General features: G+C 64.7%; 15 protein-coding genes. 5 read left to right on the top strand and 10 right to left on the bottom strand.

From position 1 onward, the window contains the following. Position 1: 1 nt before the first annotated feature. The 9 genes from AB0N24_RS02405 to AB0N24_RS02365 form a co-directional block, all read right to left on the bottom strand. Positions 2–1,330, bottom strand: a complete 1,329-nt coding sequence (locus AB0N24_RS02405) for an ABC transporter permease (protein ID WP_364119939.1) — start codon at positions 1,328–1,330, stop codon at positions 2–4. Continuing rightward, the gene (locus AB0N24_RS02400; RefSeq protein ID WP_364119936.1) at positions 1,327–2,715 is read right to left on the bottom strand and encodes an ABC transporter permease; all 1,389 of its coding nucleotides are present in this window, start codon (positions 2,713–2,715) and stop codon (positions 1,327–1,329) included. Before AB0N24_RS02400 ends, AB0N24_RS02405 begins: the two co-directional genes overlap by 4 nt. After that, positions 2,708–4,303 (bottom strand): ABC transporter ATP-binding protein, encoded by a 1,596-nt coding sequence (locus AB0N24_RS02395; RefSeq protein ID WP_364119933.1) that lies wholly within the window; start codon positions 4,301–4,303, stop codon positions 2,708–2,710. Before AB0N24_RS02395 ends, AB0N24_RS02400 begins: the two co-directional genes overlap by 8 nt. Before the next feature lie 185 nt (positions 4,304–4,488). After that, positions 4,489–5,559 carry a BMP family ABC transporter substrate-binding protein gene (locus AB0N24_RS02390; protein ID WP_364120611.1) on the bottom strand — a complete coding sequence of 357 codons (1,071 nt, stop codon included), beginning with the start codon at positions 5,557–5,559 and terminating at the stop codon, positions 4,489–4,491. A gap of 279 nt (positions 5,560–5,838) precedes the next feature. Continuing rightward, positions 5,839–6,864, bottom strand: a complete 1,026-nt coding sequence (locus AB0N24_RS02385; protein ID WP_364119930.1) for an NADP-dependent oxidoreductase — start codon at positions 6,862–6,864, stop codon at positions 5,839–5,841. After that, a complete protein-coding gene (locus tag AB0N24_RS02380) occupies positions 6,861–7,292 on the bottom strand; it encodes an organic hydroperoxide resistance protein (RefSeq protein WP_364119927.1) in 432 nt (143 codons plus the stop codon). Before AB0N24_RS02380 ends, AB0N24_RS02385 begins: the two co-directional genes overlap by 4 nt. Before the next feature lie 59 nt (positions 7,293–7,351). Next, positions 7,352–7,786: a MarR family transcriptional regulator gene (locus AB0N24_RS02375; RefSeq protein WP_364119924.1), complete on the bottom strand. Its 435-nt coding sequence runs from the start codon at positions 7,784–7,786 to the stop codon at positions 7,352–7,354. Between the two features lie 179 nt (positions 7,787–7,965). Then, entirely contained in the window at positions 7,966–9,165 is a 1,200-nt protein-coding gene (locus AB0N24_RS02370; protein ID WP_364119921.1) for an amidohydrolase, read from the bottom strand. 138 nt (positions 9,166–9,303) lie between these two features. Beyond that, the gene (locus tag AB0N24_RS02365; RefSeq protein WP_104172766.1) at positions 9,304–10,437 is read right to left on the bottom strand and encodes a sugar phosphate nucleotidyltransferase; all 1,134 of its coding nucleotides are present in this window, start codon (positions 10,435–10,437) and stop codon (positions 9,304–9,306) included. Between the two features lie 258 nt (positions 10,438–10,695). On the opposite strand from AB0N24_RS02365, the gene sdhC reads away from it, so the two are divergent. The 5 genes from sdhC to AB0N24_RS02340 all read left to right on the top strand — a co-directional run bounded on the left by sdhC (position 10,696) and on the right by AB0N24_RS02340 (position 15,162). Continuing rightward, positions 10,696–11,076, top strand: coding sequence for a succinate dehydrogenase, cytochrome b556 subunit (gene sdhC / locus AB0N24_RS02360; RefSeq protein WP_081818859.1), 381 nt, complete (start codon positions 10,696–10,698; stop codon positions 11,074–11,076). A 3-nt stretch (positions 11,077–11,079) separates the two neighbouring features. Continuing rightward, on the top strand, positions 11,080–11,580 hold the full coding sequence (locus tag AB0N24_RS02355; RefSeq protein ID WP_364119917.1) for a succinate dehydrogenase hydrophobic membrane anchor subunit: 501 nt from the start codon (positions 11,080–11,082) through the stop codon (positions 11,578–11,580). 121 nt (positions 11,581–11,701) lie between these two features. Further along, positions 11,702–13,501 carry a succinate dehydrogenase flavoprotein subunit gene (gene sdhA / locus AB0N24_RS02350; RefSeq protein WP_214955519.1) on the top strand — a complete coding sequence of 600 codons (1,800 nt, stop codon included), beginning with the start codon at positions 11,702–11,704 and terminating at the stop codon, positions 13,499–13,501. Position 13,502: 1 nt separating this feature from the next. After that, positions 13,503–14,285 carry a succinate dehydrogenase iron-sulfur subunit gene (locus AB0N24_RS02345; RefSeq protein ID WP_307051608.1) on the top strand — a complete coding sequence of 261 codons (783 nt, stop codon included), beginning with the start codon at positions 13,503–13,505 and terminating at the stop codon, positions 14,283–14,285. A gap of 106 nt (positions 14,286–14,391) precedes the next feature. Next, positions 14,392–15,162, top strand: coding sequence for an alpha/beta hydrolase (locus AB0N24_RS02340; RefSeq protein ID WP_364119913.1), 771 nt, complete (start codon positions 14,392–14,394; stop codon positions 15,160–15,162). Here AB0N24_RS02340 and AB0N24_RS02335 read toward each other — a convergent pair. Next, positions 15,119–16,105, bottom strand: coding sequence for a YihY/virulence factor BrkB family protein (locus AB0N24_RS02335; protein ID WP_364120608.1), 987 nt, complete (start codon positions 16,103–16,105; stop codon positions 15,119–15,121). The genes AB0N24_RS02340 and AB0N24_RS02335 overlap by 44 nt on opposite strands. Positions 16,106–16,177: the final 72 nt, after the last annotated feature.

Below are 16,177 nucleotides of genomic sequence, written 5' to 3'. Positions count from 1 at the left end.
GTCAACCCTTGACGTAGGGTATGCCGTCAGCCGCCGGCGGCCTGGAGCGGCCAACCAGTCCGGCCACGGCGAGCACCGTCACCAGGTAGGGCAGCATGGCCATGAACTGGCTCGGAACCGGCGTGCCGATGATGGTCACGATGCTCTGCAGGTTGTCCGCGAAGCCGAACAGCAGCGCGGCGAAGAAGGCACCGATCGGGTTCCACCGGCCGAAGATGAGCGCGGCCAGGGCGATGAAGCCGCGTCCGCCCGAGATCTCCTTGGTGAAGCTGTCAATCGCCACCAGCGTGAAGAAGGAACCGCCGATGCCTGCCACGGCACCGCCGAGCGTGACGTTCCAGAAGCGCGTGGCATTGACTTTGATGCCCATGGTGTCGGCGGCCTGCGGGTGTTCCCCGACGGCCCGGACGCGCAGGCCCCATTTGGTCTTGAAGAGGCCGATCCACACCACGATGACCGCAATGTACATCAGGTAGCCCACCACGGACTGCTTAAACAGGATGGGGCCGATCACGGGGATGCTGGACAGCACGGGGATGTCGATAATGGGCAGGCGGCCCGGTGAGTTGAACAGGGCTTTGTTGGCCTGCATCACGGTACTGAACAGGAAACCGGTCAGGCCGGAGACCAGCACGTTGAGGACGACGCCCACGATGATCTGGTTGACCAGGTATTTGATGCTGAAGACCGCCAGCACCATGGAGACGACGGCGCCGGCAACGGCCGCCGCCAACAGCCCGATGAAGGGGCTCTTGGTCAGGGTGGCCACCATGGCCGCGGTGAACGCACCGCCGAGCAGCTGGCCCTCAATCGCGATGTTGACGACGCCGGCGCGTTCGCAGAGCACGCCCGAGAGGGAGCCGAAGACGAGGGGAACGGCGAGCGTCACGGAACCGGCGATGAGACCGGCCAGGGAGATGCTGGGTGTGCGGGCGCCACCCACCACCCAGATCAGGAAGGCTGCCACAAAAAGGATGATGAAGACGATGGGAAGCCAGCCGGGCGAGGGTTCGTTCCGGGTTTTCAGGTACACCGCGTAGGCGGCGAGGCCCAGCATCAGGACCGAAAGCACGATGCCGCCGAGGAAGGCGGGCACCTGGAGGGCCGGAAGCTGGAAGAAATCACCGCTCGACGAGATCCCGAAACTTGCTGTCTGGTTGGGTCCCATGACCCCGAAGAAGATGAACGCCACGACGCCGAGGACGGCCAGCAGGACCGGCACTTTCCAGGTCACGGGCTTCGCTGAAATTGCGGGGGCCTTTTCCTTGGCCGACTGCGGTGTTCCCGGCTGCGGCGAGCCCGGAACGGGCGATGTTGCTGTTGTGCTCATGCTGCACCTCCGGTGGTTGCTGCCGTCCTGGACTTGCCGGGCTTAGCGGCCTTCTTTTTGCGGGGATTGAGCCCGAAGATGGCACGCACCAGCGGCGGGGCCGCGATGAACAGGACGATCAGCGACTGGACCACCAGCACGATGTCGATGGGGGTTCCGGTCTGGATCTGCATCTGCACCGCCCCGGCGCGGAAGGCGCCGAACAGCAGGCCGGCCGCGAAGGTGCCCCACGGCGTCGAGCGTCCCAGGAGTGCAACGGTGATGGCGTCGAAGCCGTAGGTGGCGGCGACGCCGTCGGTCAGGACCTTTTCGGTTCCCGCCACCTGCGCCACACCGGACATGCCTGCCAGGGCACCGGCGATTGCCATGACCAGGACGGTGGCCCGGGGAACGTTGATGCCGGCGGTCAGTGCCGCCTTGGGGTTGGCCCCGACGGCCCGGAATTCGAATCCGACGGTGGACCGGTTTAGCAGCCACCAGACGAGGACGGTGGCCGCGATGGCCAGGACAAAGCCCAGGTGCAGCCTGTACTGGGTCCCGAAAATCTGCGGGTACACAGCGGAGGGATCCAGGACCGGCGAGATGGGGTTGGACTCCCCCGGCCGCTGGAACGCCGGGGTGTTCAGCAGGTAGCGCAGGAAGTACAGGGCGATGTAGTTGAACATGATGGTCAGGATGACCTCGTGGGCTCCTGTGCGTGCCTTCAGCAGGCCCACCAGTCCACCCCAGATGGCACCGCCCACGATGCCGGCGACGAGGACCAGCAGGAGGTGCAGGCCCACGGGCAGGTGCAGCGCGAAGCCGACCCAGGAGGCAAGGATGCCGGCCATGATGATCTGGCCCTGGGCGCCGATGTTGAACAGGCCGGCACGGAATGCCAGCGCCACGCCCAGGCCCGCGGTGATAAGCGGTGTCGCGATGGTCAGGGTCTCCATCAGCGGCGCAAACTGCACCGCGACACTGGAGCCGCGGGGATTGAACACCGAGCCCTGGAACAGCGCGACGTACGAACGCGTCGCAGCGGTCCAGACAGCCGAGAGGAAGTCCGAGGGCCGGGCAAAGAGATAGCTTGCCGTGGCTCCCACCTGCTTGTCCGTGCTGGCGATCAGGAGCCCGCCGAGGATCAGGGCGAGCAGCACTGCCAGGACCGAGACCATGCCGCTGCCCGTGAAGATCCGACGCACCAAGGTGTCCGGTCCACCCGGGACGGTGCCGCTCTGGGCCGACACGGGAACGGCCGAGGGCTGCATGGCGCCGCCGGCGGTGTCCAGCGAGGCGGCGGCTGCTGCGTCTTCGGCCGGGGCCTGGGGTTCGGGCGCCTGCGTGTCGCGGTTTTCCTCCGCGTTTCCGTCAGCCATGTGTTTGGGCTTGTCCTGTTCAGTCATGGTCGCCTCCTTCTGCGCCGGAGGTGGAAGTCTGTGCCGGCTTGTGCGGGCGGGCTGCGTCAGCGTGGGCGGTGTCCGCGTGGGCGTCTTCCGGGGAAAGCCCGGCCATCATCAGGCCCAGGACGTGGCGGCCGGTGCCGGCCGGCACGATGCCCACCAGCTTGCCCTTGTAGAGCACTGCGATGCGGTCGGCGAGCTCGATCACTTCGTCGAGTTCGGTCGACACAATCATCACCGGGGTGCCCTGGTCGCGTTCGGCCACGATGCGCTTGTGTAGGAACTCGATGGACCCGACGTCCACGCCGCGGGTGGGCTGGGAGGCGATGAAGAGGCGCAGCGGCCGGGACAGCTCCCGGGCCATGACTACCTTCTGCTGGTTTCCGCCTGAGAGTGTGCCCGCGGCCAGTGACCCGGACGGGGTCCGGACGTCAAACTCGTCGATCCGGGACTTGGCGTTCTCCAGGATCCTGGCGGGGCTCATGCTGATGCCCTTGGCGAAAGGCGGCTGGTCGTAGCGGTCCAGCACCAGGTTTTCCGCGATGGAGAACGTGCCGATGAGCCCGTCAACGGTCCGGTCTTCGGGGACAAAGCCGACGCCTGCATTAAGCACTTCCTTGACGCTGTGGCCCAGGAGTTCTTCGCCGTCAAGCAGGATTGATCCGTGGCAGCGCTCCTGCAGGCCAAGGATGGCTTCGGTCAGTTCAGTCTGGCCGTTGCCCTGCACGCCTGCCACGGCGAGGATTTCGCCGCGGGCGATGTCGAAGCTGACGCCGTCCACAACGTGCTGGCCTGTCGGGGCGATCACGGTGAGGTCCTTAACCTGGAACGTGGTTTCCTGCGGCTTGGCCGCTGCCTTGTCCAGGGTCAGGCTGACCGCGCGGCCCACCATCATGGAGGCAAGCTCGGTGGTGGACGCACCGGGGTGCGCCGTGCCCACCACTTTGCCGCGCCGAATGACGGTGATCGTGTCGGACACCGCCTTCACCTCGCGGAGTTTGTGGGAGATGAAGACGATCGACGTGCCGCTGCTTTTCAGCTGGCGCATGATGTCCAGCAGCTCATCGGTGTCCTGCGGTGTCAGTACGGCCGTTGGCTCATCGAGGATGAGCACCTTCGCATCGCGGACCAGGGCTTTGATGATTTCAACGCGCTGCTGGACGCCCACCGGAAGGTCCTCGATCAGGGCGTCGGGGTCAACGTCGAAACCGTATTTGTCGGAAATTTCCTTGATCTTCCGGCGCGTGTCGTCCAGGTCGAGGAAGCCGCCTGCTTTGGTAGTCTCGGCGCCGAGCGCCACGTTCTCCGCGACGGTAAACACCGGGACCAGCATGAAGTGCTGGTGCACCATGCCGATGCCTGCAGCCATGGCATCGCCCGGGCCGCGGAAGGTAACGGCTTTGCCGTCCACCAGGATTTCGCCCTCGCTGGGCTCGTACAGTCCATACAGGACATTCATTAGCGTGGACTTGCCAGCGCCGTTTTCACCTAGCAGGCAATGAATTTGCCCGGGTTCAACAACCACATCGATGTGATCGTTGGCAATTAGGGAGCCGAAGCGTTTGGTGATCCCTCTGAGTTCAAGTTTCAAAACTCTGACCAATCTCGAAGCGTCCGGAAAATGTGTCCGGACGGGATATGTGGCTGCAGCACCAGCCTAGTGCCTGCAGCCTTTGACGGAACGGGAAGAGCCCGCTGGAAAAGCCGACGCCCAACGCAAAGCGCCACCGCCCGGAAGTCAATGACCAACCGGGTGGTGGCGCTGTGCGGAGGGAACTAGGCCTTCGGGCTTGCTGCCGACTCGACCTTCAGCTTGCCGTCAACAATGTCCTTCTTGATCTGGTCCAGTTCAGTCTTCAGTTCCGCGGAAACCTGCGACTCCAGCTCGTGGAACGGGGCCAGCTGGACGCCGTCGTTCGCGAGGGTGCCGACGTACGGCGTGTTGGTGAATTTGCCATCCTTGTCTTCCTTCACAACCGTCTCAACGGCCTCGCCCATCTGCTTCATCACGGAGGAGAGCATGATTTCCTTGTAGTCCGGGGCGGTCAGGAAGCCGTCGGAGTCAACCCAGATGAGCTTGACGTCCTTGCCTGCTGCCTTGGCTTCCTTCAGGGCCGCGCCGGCCCCCTTGCCCACGGGTCCGGCAACGGGCATCACGATGTCCGCGCCCTGGTCCAGGAAGTTCTGGGTCAGCTGCTTGCCCTTGTCCTGCTTTTCGAAGTCGCCGGTGAAGCTGCCGTCCTGCTTGGCCTTGTCCCAGCCAAGGACCTTGACGTCCTTGCCCTTCTTTTCGTTGTAGTACTTCACGCCGTCGGCGTAGCCGTCCATGAAGATGGTGACCGTAGGGATCTTGATGCCGCCGAAAGTGGCGACCGTCCCGGTTTTGGTGGACGCGGCGGCGAGGTAACCGGCCATAAAAGCAGCCTGGGCCGTGTCATAGATAATCGGCTTGACGTTGGTAATGGGGGTGTCGTAGCCGAAGTCGATGATGGCGAAGTGCTTGTCCGGGTTGGCGGTGGCCTGGGCCTTGGTGGCATCGCCAAGCAGGAAGCCAACAGTGATGGTCAGGTTGCAGCCTGCGGTCACCATGGCGCGGAGGTTCGGTTCAAAGTCGTTGTTGGTCTTGGATTCGACCTGGTTGACCTTGATGCCAAGATCCTTCTCGGTCTTCTTCAGCCCTTCGTACGAGGACTGGTTGAACGACTGGTCGTCGAATCCGCCGGAGTCGGACACGATGCAGCCCGTGTAGTCGCTGGCGGTGGCGCTTGCGGTGCTGCCGGACTCCGGGGGAGCCCCGCAGCCTGTCAGTAGCAGGGCGGCCGCACCTGCGGTGGCGACACCGGCCATTGAACCGCGCTTCAGGGTTGCACGCAGTGAGTTCTTCAATTTTCCTCCAGGAACAAAGAGATAGGCGCTACGACGGGGGTTCAATGAGTGTCCGTTTCGAATGCTCCACACTGAAATTCTGTTTTCACTGATGGTTTCGCAGCACTGCGCCGAGGCGCACTGATGTCAGCTACTGTAGTGGCCTGGGACACGTCCTGATACCACGCCGGCACACCTTCCGGAAGATTGTTGAGAACTTGTTACCTATCGGTAGCCGCCACCGCAAGTCACGTCCATTTCCTAGATCCGGACCAGCATTTTCCCGGTGTTGGCGCCGTCGAGCAGGTCCATAAAAGCCTGCGGGGCGTTCTCCAGGCCGTCCACCACGGTTTCGTCGTAGCGGACCGTGCCGTCAGCAACCCAGGCGGACACGGCCTCGACGAACTCGCCCATGTACTGCCAGTAGCCGCCGACCAGGAAGCCCTTGAGGGTCAGCTGCTTTCCGATGGCGAGCATGAGGTTGCGGGGAGCCGGAGTGGGTTCGGTCGAGTTGTACTGCGCAATGGCGCCGCACATGGCCACGCGGCCGCCGACAGTCAGCGCGGAGAGCGCCGCTTCCAGGTGTTCACCGCCGACGTTGTCGAAGTACACGTCGATCCCGCGTTCACCCGCTGCCGCGGCGAGCTGGTCGGCCACCGGGCCGTCGTTGTAGTTGAAGGCGGCGTCGAAGCCGAGCTCCAGCAGGCGGGCCACCTTGTCCGGCGATCCTGCGCTGCCGATCACTCGGGAGGCACCCATCGCCTTGGCGATCTGGCCAACCAGGGACCCGACGGCACCCGCAGCTCCGGAAACGAAAACCACCTCTCCGGGCTTGAACTCGGCTACTTTCAGCAGGCCGGCGTAAGCGGTCAGCCCGGTCATGCCCAGTGCTCCCAGGAACGCCGACGCGGGCGCCAGGTCGGTGCGGGCCGGGGAGGTGGCGGCGGCGTCCAGCACGGCGTATTCACGCCAGCCAAGGGAATGCACGACGACGTCCCCTACCTTGCGTTCCTCCGACCTGGACGCGATCACCTCGCCGACGGCGCCGCCGTCGAGCGCTGCATCCAGCGCAAACGGCGCGGAATAGGACTTGACGTCGTTCATGCGGCCGCGCATGTAAGGGTCAACGGAGATGAAACGGTTGCGGACCAGGACCTGGCCGTCCTCCAGTTCCGGGAGTCCGGACTCGGCGAGGCGGAAGTTCTCCGGCACCGGGCGGCCGTGCGGACGCGACGCCAGCTGGATCTCGCGGGTGGTGACGGGAAGGGTTACGGTGTTGGCGCTCATGCGGCCACCTCCAGGATTTTGATGTCTACGTTGATGTTGCCGCGGGTGGCGTTGGAATAGGGGCAGATCCGGTGCGCCTTGGCCACGAGAGCCTCCGCTGTGGCCAGGTCCAGGGCGGGAAGGGCGATTTCGAGCTCGGCGGCCAGGCCGTAACCCACACCGTCCTCGAGGGCGCCGAAGTGGATCTTCGCTGCGACGGCGGAATCCGTGAGGTCGGCTTTTTCCTTCCGGCCCACCAGGCGGAGGGCCGAGTGGAAGCACGCCGCGTAGCCGGCTGCGAAGAGCTGTTCCGGGTTGGTGCCCTGGCCGTCGCCGCCCAGTTCCACGGGGCTGGCCAGCGTCACGTCGAGTTTGCCGTCCTTGGTGCGGGCATTGCCGTCCCGGCCCTCGCCTGAGGCCAGTGCTTCTGCTGTGTAGAGAGTCTTCACGTGGTTCCGTTCTGTTGGATGGAAAGTCTGTTGGATGGAAATCTGTCTGGCGGGGGGATCTAGCGGGAGGAATGGAGGGCGGCTGTGAGCCGGCCGAGGGTCTCCCGGAGCTGGTCGAGTTCGGCCGCGGAAAGGCCTGCCGCGTCGGCCAGCTGCTGGGGAATTGCGCTGGACTTGGCGCTGAGGGCCGTACCGGAGTCCGTGAGGAAGACCTCAACCCGGCGTTCATCCTCGGCCGAACGCCGGCGCTGCACCAGCCCCAGCGACTCGAGCCGCTTCAGCAGCGGGGAGAGCGTGCCCGAGTCCAGGCCCAGCTCCTCCCCCAGTTCGCGGACGCTGCGTGGCTGGTCCTCCCAGAGCACCAGCATGACGAGGTACTGGGGATAGGTCAGCCCCAGCTCGTCCAGCATGGGCCGGTACACGGCGGTGGCTGCCTTCGACGCGGAATACAGCGCGAAGCACACCTGGCGATTGAGTCTGGGAGCGTCGGTCATAGAAAAACGATAACGCACAATTGAATTGTGCACAACTTATCCAGGCAAAGGGGAGAGCGCGAACGGACACTTGGCGCCCGGCACAAGCGGACAGTTGAGGCCCTGGTTCAAGGCCTCAACTGTCCGCTCGCGCAGTACGCGTGGGCATAAGGATCCGTTCGCGCTCTGAGGGGCGCTGCTTAGAGGTCGCGGATGGTGCGGAGGGCCGCGGCGGTCAGGACCTGGATGCCGTAGCCCAGGGCACGCTCATCCAGGATGTAATCGCCGCGGTGAAGGTCGTACTCCTCGCCGCCGGGCGTCTTGGTGCCAAGCCGCATCATCGCCCCGGGAAGTTCGGCCAGGAACCAGGCGAAGTCCTCGCCGCCCATGGACTGCGGGGTGAGGACCACGGCACTCTCGGCGATTTCAGCGCGTGCTGCAGCCTCGATGAGTGCCGTCTCGTGTTCGGAGTTCACTACCGGGGGAACGCCGCGGGTGTGCTCCAGCCGGACGTCCACCCCGTACGGTGCGGCCACCTGGTGCACCACTTCGTCCAGGAGCTTGCCGGCACTGTGCCAGGCATCGCGGTCCAGGCACCGCATGGTTCCGGCCATGTAGCCTGTGCCGGGAATGGCGTTGGGTGCCGAGCCGGCGGAAATGTGTCCCCAGACCACGGAGACGCCGCTGCGGACGTCCACGCGGCGGGACAGCACTGCCGGCACGTTCACGGCGATCTGCGCCAGGGCGAAGACGAGGTCCTCGGTCAGGTGCGGGCGGGAGGTGTGGCCGCCGCGTCCGGAAAGCTCGATCCGGATGGTGTCCGAGGCCGAGGTGATGGCCCCGATCCGGGTGCCGATCTTGCCCACGTCGATGCGCGGATCGCAGTGCAGGGCCAGGATGCGCGGCACGCCTTCTAGCACGCCCTGCTCGATGCAGGCGTGCGCTCCGCCGGGCATGGTTTCCTCGGCAGGCTGGAAAATGATGCGGACACTGCCGCCCAGCGGCGATTCCTGGTGCATGCGGTGCAGCACCAAGGCAATCCCAAGCATGGTGGTGGTGTGGACGTCATGGCCGCAGGCATGGGTGACGCCGTGGTTTTTCGACGCGAACGGCAGGCCGGTTTCCTCGATGATGGGGAGGGCGTCGATGTCTCCGCGCAGGGCCGTGGCGATGGGGCCTTCGCCGACGTCAACTGTGAGGCCGGTACCTTCGAGCCGGCGCGGCTTCAGGCCGGCAGCTTCCAGCCGCTCCGCCAGCTTGTTGGTGGTACGGAACTCCTTGAAGGACAGCTCCGGATGCGCATGGAGGTCACGGCGGAAATCGATGAGTTCCGGCAGGAGCGGCTCCAGCCACGGCCCCACAAGGGCGGTGGGCTCGGCTTCAGTAGTGTAATTGCGCACGGAACAACTCTAGCGATGGTGCTGCGAATACCCGCATCAGGGTCTGCGGGTTACGGATCCGGGAGCCGGCTTCCGGCACCGGACACAGGTCAGCCCAAGCTCCCCGGCGGCGCCGGAAAGCTTGGGCTGGGTCCGAAATCAGAGGACGTCGGTGTCGCCGCTGGCCTTGAGCGCATCAACGGCGGCCTTGACCCGCTGCGAGTGCGCCATGGTGGTGACCAGCAAAGCATCCGGGGTGTCAACGATGACAACGTCCTTGATGCCGATCAGCGCGATGACACGCTTGGTGTCCGTGACCACAACGCCGCTCGCGTTTTCGGTGAATACACGGGCGCCTTCGCCGAGGACGGTTACATCGTCCACTTCCTTGGCGCTGTTGAGCCGGCCCACGGAGGCAAAGTCGCCGACGTCGTCCCAGCGGAAGGCACCGGGCACGACGGCGACGTCCCCGGCGGCGGCGGCAGGCTCCGCCACCGCGTAGTCGATGGCGATCTTCGGCAGCGTGGGCCAGACGCGGGCGGTGACCTCGTCACGCTCCGGCGTGTCCCAGGCCTCGGCGATCTCCGTGAGTCCCTTGAACAGTTCAGGCTGGTTTGCTTCGAGGTGCTTGAGCATCAGTGACACAGGAGCAACGAACATGCCCGCGTTCCATACGTACTCGCCGCTGTCCACGTACTGCTGGGCAACGTCCTCGCTGGGCTTCTCAACGAACTCCACCACGGCCTGCGCGCTCGGCGCCTTCGCGATGGAAAGGTTCTCGCCGGAGCGGATGTACCCGAACCCGGTGGACGGGTGGGTGGGCTTGATGCCGATGGTGACGATCTTGCCGGCAGCAGCCGTGTGAATGGCCTCCCGTACGGCGTCCTGGAAGAGATCGTCGGGGCTGATCACCTGGTCCGCGGCGAAGGACCCCATGATGATCTCAGGATCCCGCTGGTAAAGGATGGCCGCCGCGAGGCCGATGGCCGCGCCGGAGTCCTTGGGCTCGCTTTCAAGCACCAGATCGGAATCCTGGATCTCGGGAAGCTGGCTGCACACCGCGTTCCGGTGGGCGACACCGGTAACAACCAGTACGCCCTTACCGGCCAGCGGTTCCAGGCGGTCGTAGGTCGCCCGCAGCAGTGTGCTGCCGGAACCGGTGAGATCGTGGAGGAATTTGGGGGCTGCTGCACGTGACAGGGGCCAGAGGCGGGTCCCCACTCCGCCTGCAGGAATTACCGCTATAAAACGGTCCAGCGGTGAATCCCGGCTTGTCGCTATGTCTGTAGTCATCAAGGCCCACTTTAGCCGACCACCGCCCTGATACGGGCAGATGCCGTCCCTCCGGCGCCCCTTCGGGCGCCTTAATGTGGCGTTCGTCTCAAATAAGGACAAAAACCGCGCAGGCAGGCGACACCAAGGAGTTCCTAAATTGAATAAGCTGTGAGCGAAGCCTAGATTTAGGCTTGAGCTTACGAGTGCTCTCGCAGCAGGCGTTCCCCCCGCGTGGATCCCATGCCAGCGCCGCTGTGTTGCAGGGAGGTTTATTCAGTGCCGACAAAACCAGCTGGCACCTTGTACCGCGGCCGTGAAGGCATGTGGTCCTGGGTTGGACACCGCATTACTGGTGTAGTGATTTTCTTCTTCTTGTTGGTCCATGTGCTGGACACCTCATTGGTGCGCGTGTCCCCAGAGGCATATACCGCCGTGATCGGCGCCTACAAGAACCCCCTTATGGCCCTGGGTGAAACGGGCCTTGTCGCAGCGATCGTTTTCCATGCCTTCAACGGCCTGCGGATCATCGCCGTCGACTTCTGGAAGAAGGGCGCGAAGTACCAGCGCCAGATGCTGTGGACGGTCCTGATCCTCTGGGTCATCGTCATGGTCGGCTTCTCCATCCGCCACCTTTCCCTCGCCTTCGGAGGTCACTAAGCCATGACTGCTACCCAGATTCAGAATCCGCGAAGTGGACAGAACAGTAGCGGGAAACCGGGCGCCGGACTGATCGCCCCGAACTACCGCCGGACCGGCGGCTCGAAGGGCAACTTCGAGATGGCGGCCTGGCTGTTCATGCGGTTGTCGGGCGTCGTCCTGGTGGTCCTGATCTTCGGCCACCTCTTCATCAACCTCCTGGCCGGCGAAGGCATCCACGCCATTGACTTCGGCTTCGTGGCCGGCAAGTGGGCAGATCCGTTCTGGCAGTTCTGGGACCTGGCCATGCTCTGGCTTGCCATGCTGCACGGCACCAACGGCGTCCGCACCATCATCAACGACTACGCCGAGAAGGACTCGACGCGTTTCTGGTTGAAGACCGTCCTCTACGCCGCCACCACCGTCATCATCATCCTGGGCACCCTGGTGATCTTCACCTTCAACCCGTGCCCGCTGGACGCAAGCGGTGTACCGCTGCCGGGCGGCTTCTGCCCGGCCCCTTAGCGGCACCCTTTCCCCGTCAGGGGAACAGCTGCGCCCGCACGGTGTGCGGGCAACGATTTTACGGAGCAGGCTCCGCCCGCCCGTGGTTTTATAGCGAATTTTGAGAGAAAGAGCGTCTGGTATGCAGGTCCATAAGTACGACGTCGTCATCGTCGGTGCCGGTGGCGCTGGCATGCGCGCCGCGATCGAATCCGGTCAGCGCGCGCGCACAGCAGTACTGACCAAGCTCTACCCCACCCGCTCGCACACCGGTGCGGCGCAGGGTGGCATGTGTGCAGCACTGGCCAATGTCGAGGAAGACAACTGGGAGTGGCACACCTTCGACACCATTAAGGGCGGCGACTACCTGGTGGACCAGGACGCAGCCGAAGTCATGGCGAAGGAAGCCATCGACGCCGTGCTGGACCTGGAAAAGATGGGTCTGCCGTTCAACCGCACGCCGGAGGGACGGATTGACCAGCGCCGCTTCGGCGGCCACACCCGCGACCACGGCAAGGCCCCGGTCCGCCGGGCCTGCTACGCCGCCGACCGCACGGGTCACATGATCCTGCAGACGCTGTACCAAAACTGCGTCAAGCACAACGTGGAGTTCTACAACGAGTACTACGTCCTGGACCTCCTGACGGTCGAGGAAGACGCCGTCCGCGAAGACGGCACGCCGTACAAGCAGAAGCGCGTTGCCGGCGTCGTGTCCTACGACCTCGCGTCCGGCGAACTGCACGTGTTCCAGGCCAAGTCCGTGGTGTTCGCCTCCGGCGGTGCGGGCAAGGTCTTCAAGACCACGTCCAACGCACACACCCTGACCGGTGACGGCATGGGCATCGCGTTCCGCCGCGGCATCCCGCTGGAGGACATGGAATTCTTCCAGTTCCACCCGACCGGTCTGGCCGGCCTGGGCATCCTGCTTTCGGAAGCCGCCCGTGGCGAAGGCGCCATCCTTCGCAACTCCGAGGGTGAGCGGTTCATGGAACGCTACGCCCCCACCATCAAGGACCTTGCACCCCGTGACATCGTGGCCCGCTCCATGGCCAACGAAGTCCGCGAAGGCCGCGGCTGTGGCCCGAACAAGGACTACGTCCTCTTGGACCTGACGCACCTTGAGCCGGCGCACATCGATGCGAAGCTGCCGGACATCACCGAGTTTGCCCGCACCTACCTCGGTGTTGAGCCGTACACGGAGCCGGTCCCGGTGTTCCCGACGGCGCACTACGCCATGGGTGGCATTCCCACCAACATCACCACTGAAGTGCTGCAGGACAACGACACCGTGGTGCCGGGCCTCTACGCGGCCGGTGAAGTGGCCTGTGTGTCGGTTCACGGCTCCAACCGCCTGGGCACCAACTCGCTGCTGGACATCAACGTGTTCGGCAAGCGCGCCGGCATCGCCGCCGCGGAGTACGCCAAGACGGCTGACTTCGTGGAGCTCCCGGAGGACCCGGAGGCGTACACCATCGAGCTGCTGGATATCGCCCGCAACGGTAACGGCGACGAGAAGGTGGCCGTGATCCGTAAGGAACTCCAGGACACCATGGACGCCAACATGCAGGTGTTCCGCACGGCCGACACGCTGAACCAGGTCCTCAAGGACATCGCGTCCTTCGAAGAGCGGTACAAGCGCATCAGCGTCCAGGACAAGGGCAAGCGCTTCAACCTGGACCTGCTCGAAGCCGTTGAACTGGGCTTCCTGCTGGAACTGGCCAAGGTCATGACGGTTGCTGCCCTGCACCGTGAGGAATCCCGCGGCGGACACTTCCGGGAGGACTTCCCGGACCGCGACGACGAAAAATTCATGAAGCACTCCATGGCGTACAAGGACGACCACGCCCCGGCTGACGGATCGGCCGAAGCAATCGCCGGCATCCGCCTGGCCACCAAACCGGTTGTCTTTACCCGCTACGAGCCGATGGTGAGGAAGTACTAAGATGTCCGCCGAACTTGCTGAGCCAGCCTCCAAGATCGAACTGCCCGCACACATCGGTGGCGGCGGCGAGATCCCCACATTCGACGTCACCCTCCGCGTGCGCCGCTACAACCCCGAGGTTTCCGAGGACGCCACCTGGGACGATTTCAAGGTGACCATGTACGGCACCGACCGCGTGCTGGATGCCCTGCACAAGGTCAAGTGGGAGATCGACGGCAGCGTTTCGTTCCGCCGCTCCTGCGCCCACGGCGTCTGCGGTTCCGATGCCATGCGCATCAACGGCCGCAACCGCCTCGCGTGCAAGACCCTGCTGAAGGACCTGGACACGTCCAAGCCCATCACGGTGGAACCCATTAAGGGACTGCCGGTGGAGAAGGACCTGATCGTGGACATGGAGCCGTTCTTCCAGTCCTTCCGTGAAGTCATGCCGTTCCTCATCAACAAGGGCCACGAGCCCACCAAGGAACGCCTGCAGTCCGCCGAGGACCGTGAACGCTTCGACGACACCACCAAGTGCATCCTGTGTGCCGCGTGCACGTCCTCCTGCCCGGTCTTCTGGACCGACGGCCAGTACTTCGGCCCGGCGGCGATCGTGAACGCCCACCGCTTCATCTTCGATTCCCGTGATGATGCCGGCGACATGCGCCTGGAGATCCTGAACGACAAGGAAGGTGTGTGGCGCTGCCGCACCACCTTCAACTGCTCCGAAGCATGCCCCCGCGGCATCCAGGTGACCCAGGCCATTGCCGAGGTCAAGCAGGCAATCCTCTCCCGCAAGATCTAGCGCCCGTTTACGAACGGACGTTAAACAGCCGACGGCGTCGCTCACCTTACGGTGGATGGCGCCGTCGTCGTTTTAACACACGACAGCCACAACGAAAGGGGACGCCGTGTCCCGCTCCGAAAAAGTCTCGTTCGAAGGTTCCACCGGAGAACTGCTCTCCGGCATCCTGGACCGCCCCGACGGGCCGGTGAAGGGCTGGGGTGTCTTCTCGCACGGCTTCACCCTCGGCAAGGACCATCCTTCCGCGTCACGGATGTGCAAGGCGTTGGCGGACAACGGCGTGGGTATGCTCCGCTTCGACAACCTTGGCCTGGGAGAGTCGGCCGGGCTGTGGTCTGAAGGCTCGTTCAGCCACAAGGTGGCCGACACGGTCCGGGCGGCGGAATTCATGCGCGCCGAGGGCAAGGAAATATCGCTGTTGGTGGGGCACTCCTTCGGCGGTGCCGCCGTCCTGTCGGCGGCCCGGCACATTCCCGAACTCGACGCCGTCGCCACCGTGGGAGCCCCGTTCTCGCCGAAGCACGTGGCCCACGTCTTTGACGCGGCCTTGGACCGGATTCTGAGCGAAGGCAGCGCGGAGGTGGACCTCGGCGGCAAGCGTGTTGAGATCCGCCGGCACTTCGTCGAGGACCTGGAAAACGCCGACCTGACCGACTGCATCAAGCGCCTGCACAAGCCCCTGATGGTGCTGCACTCCCCCACCGACAACACCGTGGGGATCGAAAATGCCAGCACCATTTTCCAGACCGCCCGGCACCCGCGCAGCTTCGTCTCGCTGGAAGGCAGCGACCACCTGCTGACCGGGAAAGGCCAGGCCGCCCGCGCCGCGCTGATTATTTCCGCGTGGGCCGCTCAGTACCTCGACGCCGGACGCTAGCTGCCTGGCGCTCCCGCTCGACGGGCGTTTTTCCCGGCTGCACCTGGCGTGAACCCCAGCCGGTCGCCTTGGGCGCGGGGGCGTTCTTGAGGTCTTCTTCCCGGACAGCGGACCACGCGGCCGCAACCAGGTAGACCTGGCTGACCAGGTTGAACCAGATGAGCAGGCCGATGATGATGGCGAAGGGCGCCAGGATGGGGTTGCGGCCGGCGCTGGCGAGGAGTTCCGTGCTGAAGATCTGCAGCACCGTGGTGCCCGCCGCGGAGAGGATGGTCCCTTCCAGCAGTGCCCGGCGGGACAGCTTCAGCCCTGCGGCAAGACGGAACATGATCACGGCCGTGACCCACCCCAGGGCCAGTGGGACACCGACCTTGATGGACGTGGTCAGCGGCCATGACATGACCGGATCCAGCTGCAGCTGCTCAGTGACCCAACCGGCCGCAGTGCCGAAAATCAGGGACGCACCCGCGCTGAGCACAAGTGCCACGCCGAGCAGCAGCAGGGTGCCGGCGTCGCGCAGTTTCTGGACCACAGGGTTCAACTTCCGCGGACCCAGCCGCATCACTCCCCGCAGGCCTTCCCGGACGCCGGCTATCCAGCCCAGGGAGGTCACGATGGTGACCACGGCCGCAATCACCGCGGTCCAGCCAAGGCCGGCCGGATTAAGCAGTTCCTGCGGATCCACCAGGCCATCGCCGCCGTCGACCTTCACCAAGCCTGGCGCGCTCACCGCTACGCTGCTGACGATCCGGTCCAGCAGGGCCGGCTGACCGCGCAGCAGCAGGCCCGCAACGGAGAATCCGGTGGCCAGCAGACCGGTGATGGAAAAGAACATGTTGAAGCCGATGCCGGCGGCCATGAGCGGCCCGTGCTGCAGGTTGTAGTGCTGGAACGCCCGCACGGGCCGGAACGCGTTCAGGCGGGCAAGCAGCCACTGGACCATGGCCAGAAGCCCGGCGGCTCCCCCGCTGCCGGACCTGCGGGCTTTGCTCCACTCGACCTTCTTCCGACTCAC

This window comes from Arthrobacter sp. NPDC093128 (assembly GCF_040683875.1).
GTDB lineage: Bacteria > Actinomycetota > Actinomycetes > Actinomycetales > Micrococcaceae > Arthrobacter.
The sequence above is the reverse complement of the archived record's forward strand: the minus strand, read 5'-3'. Positions and strand labels throughout refer to the sequence as shown.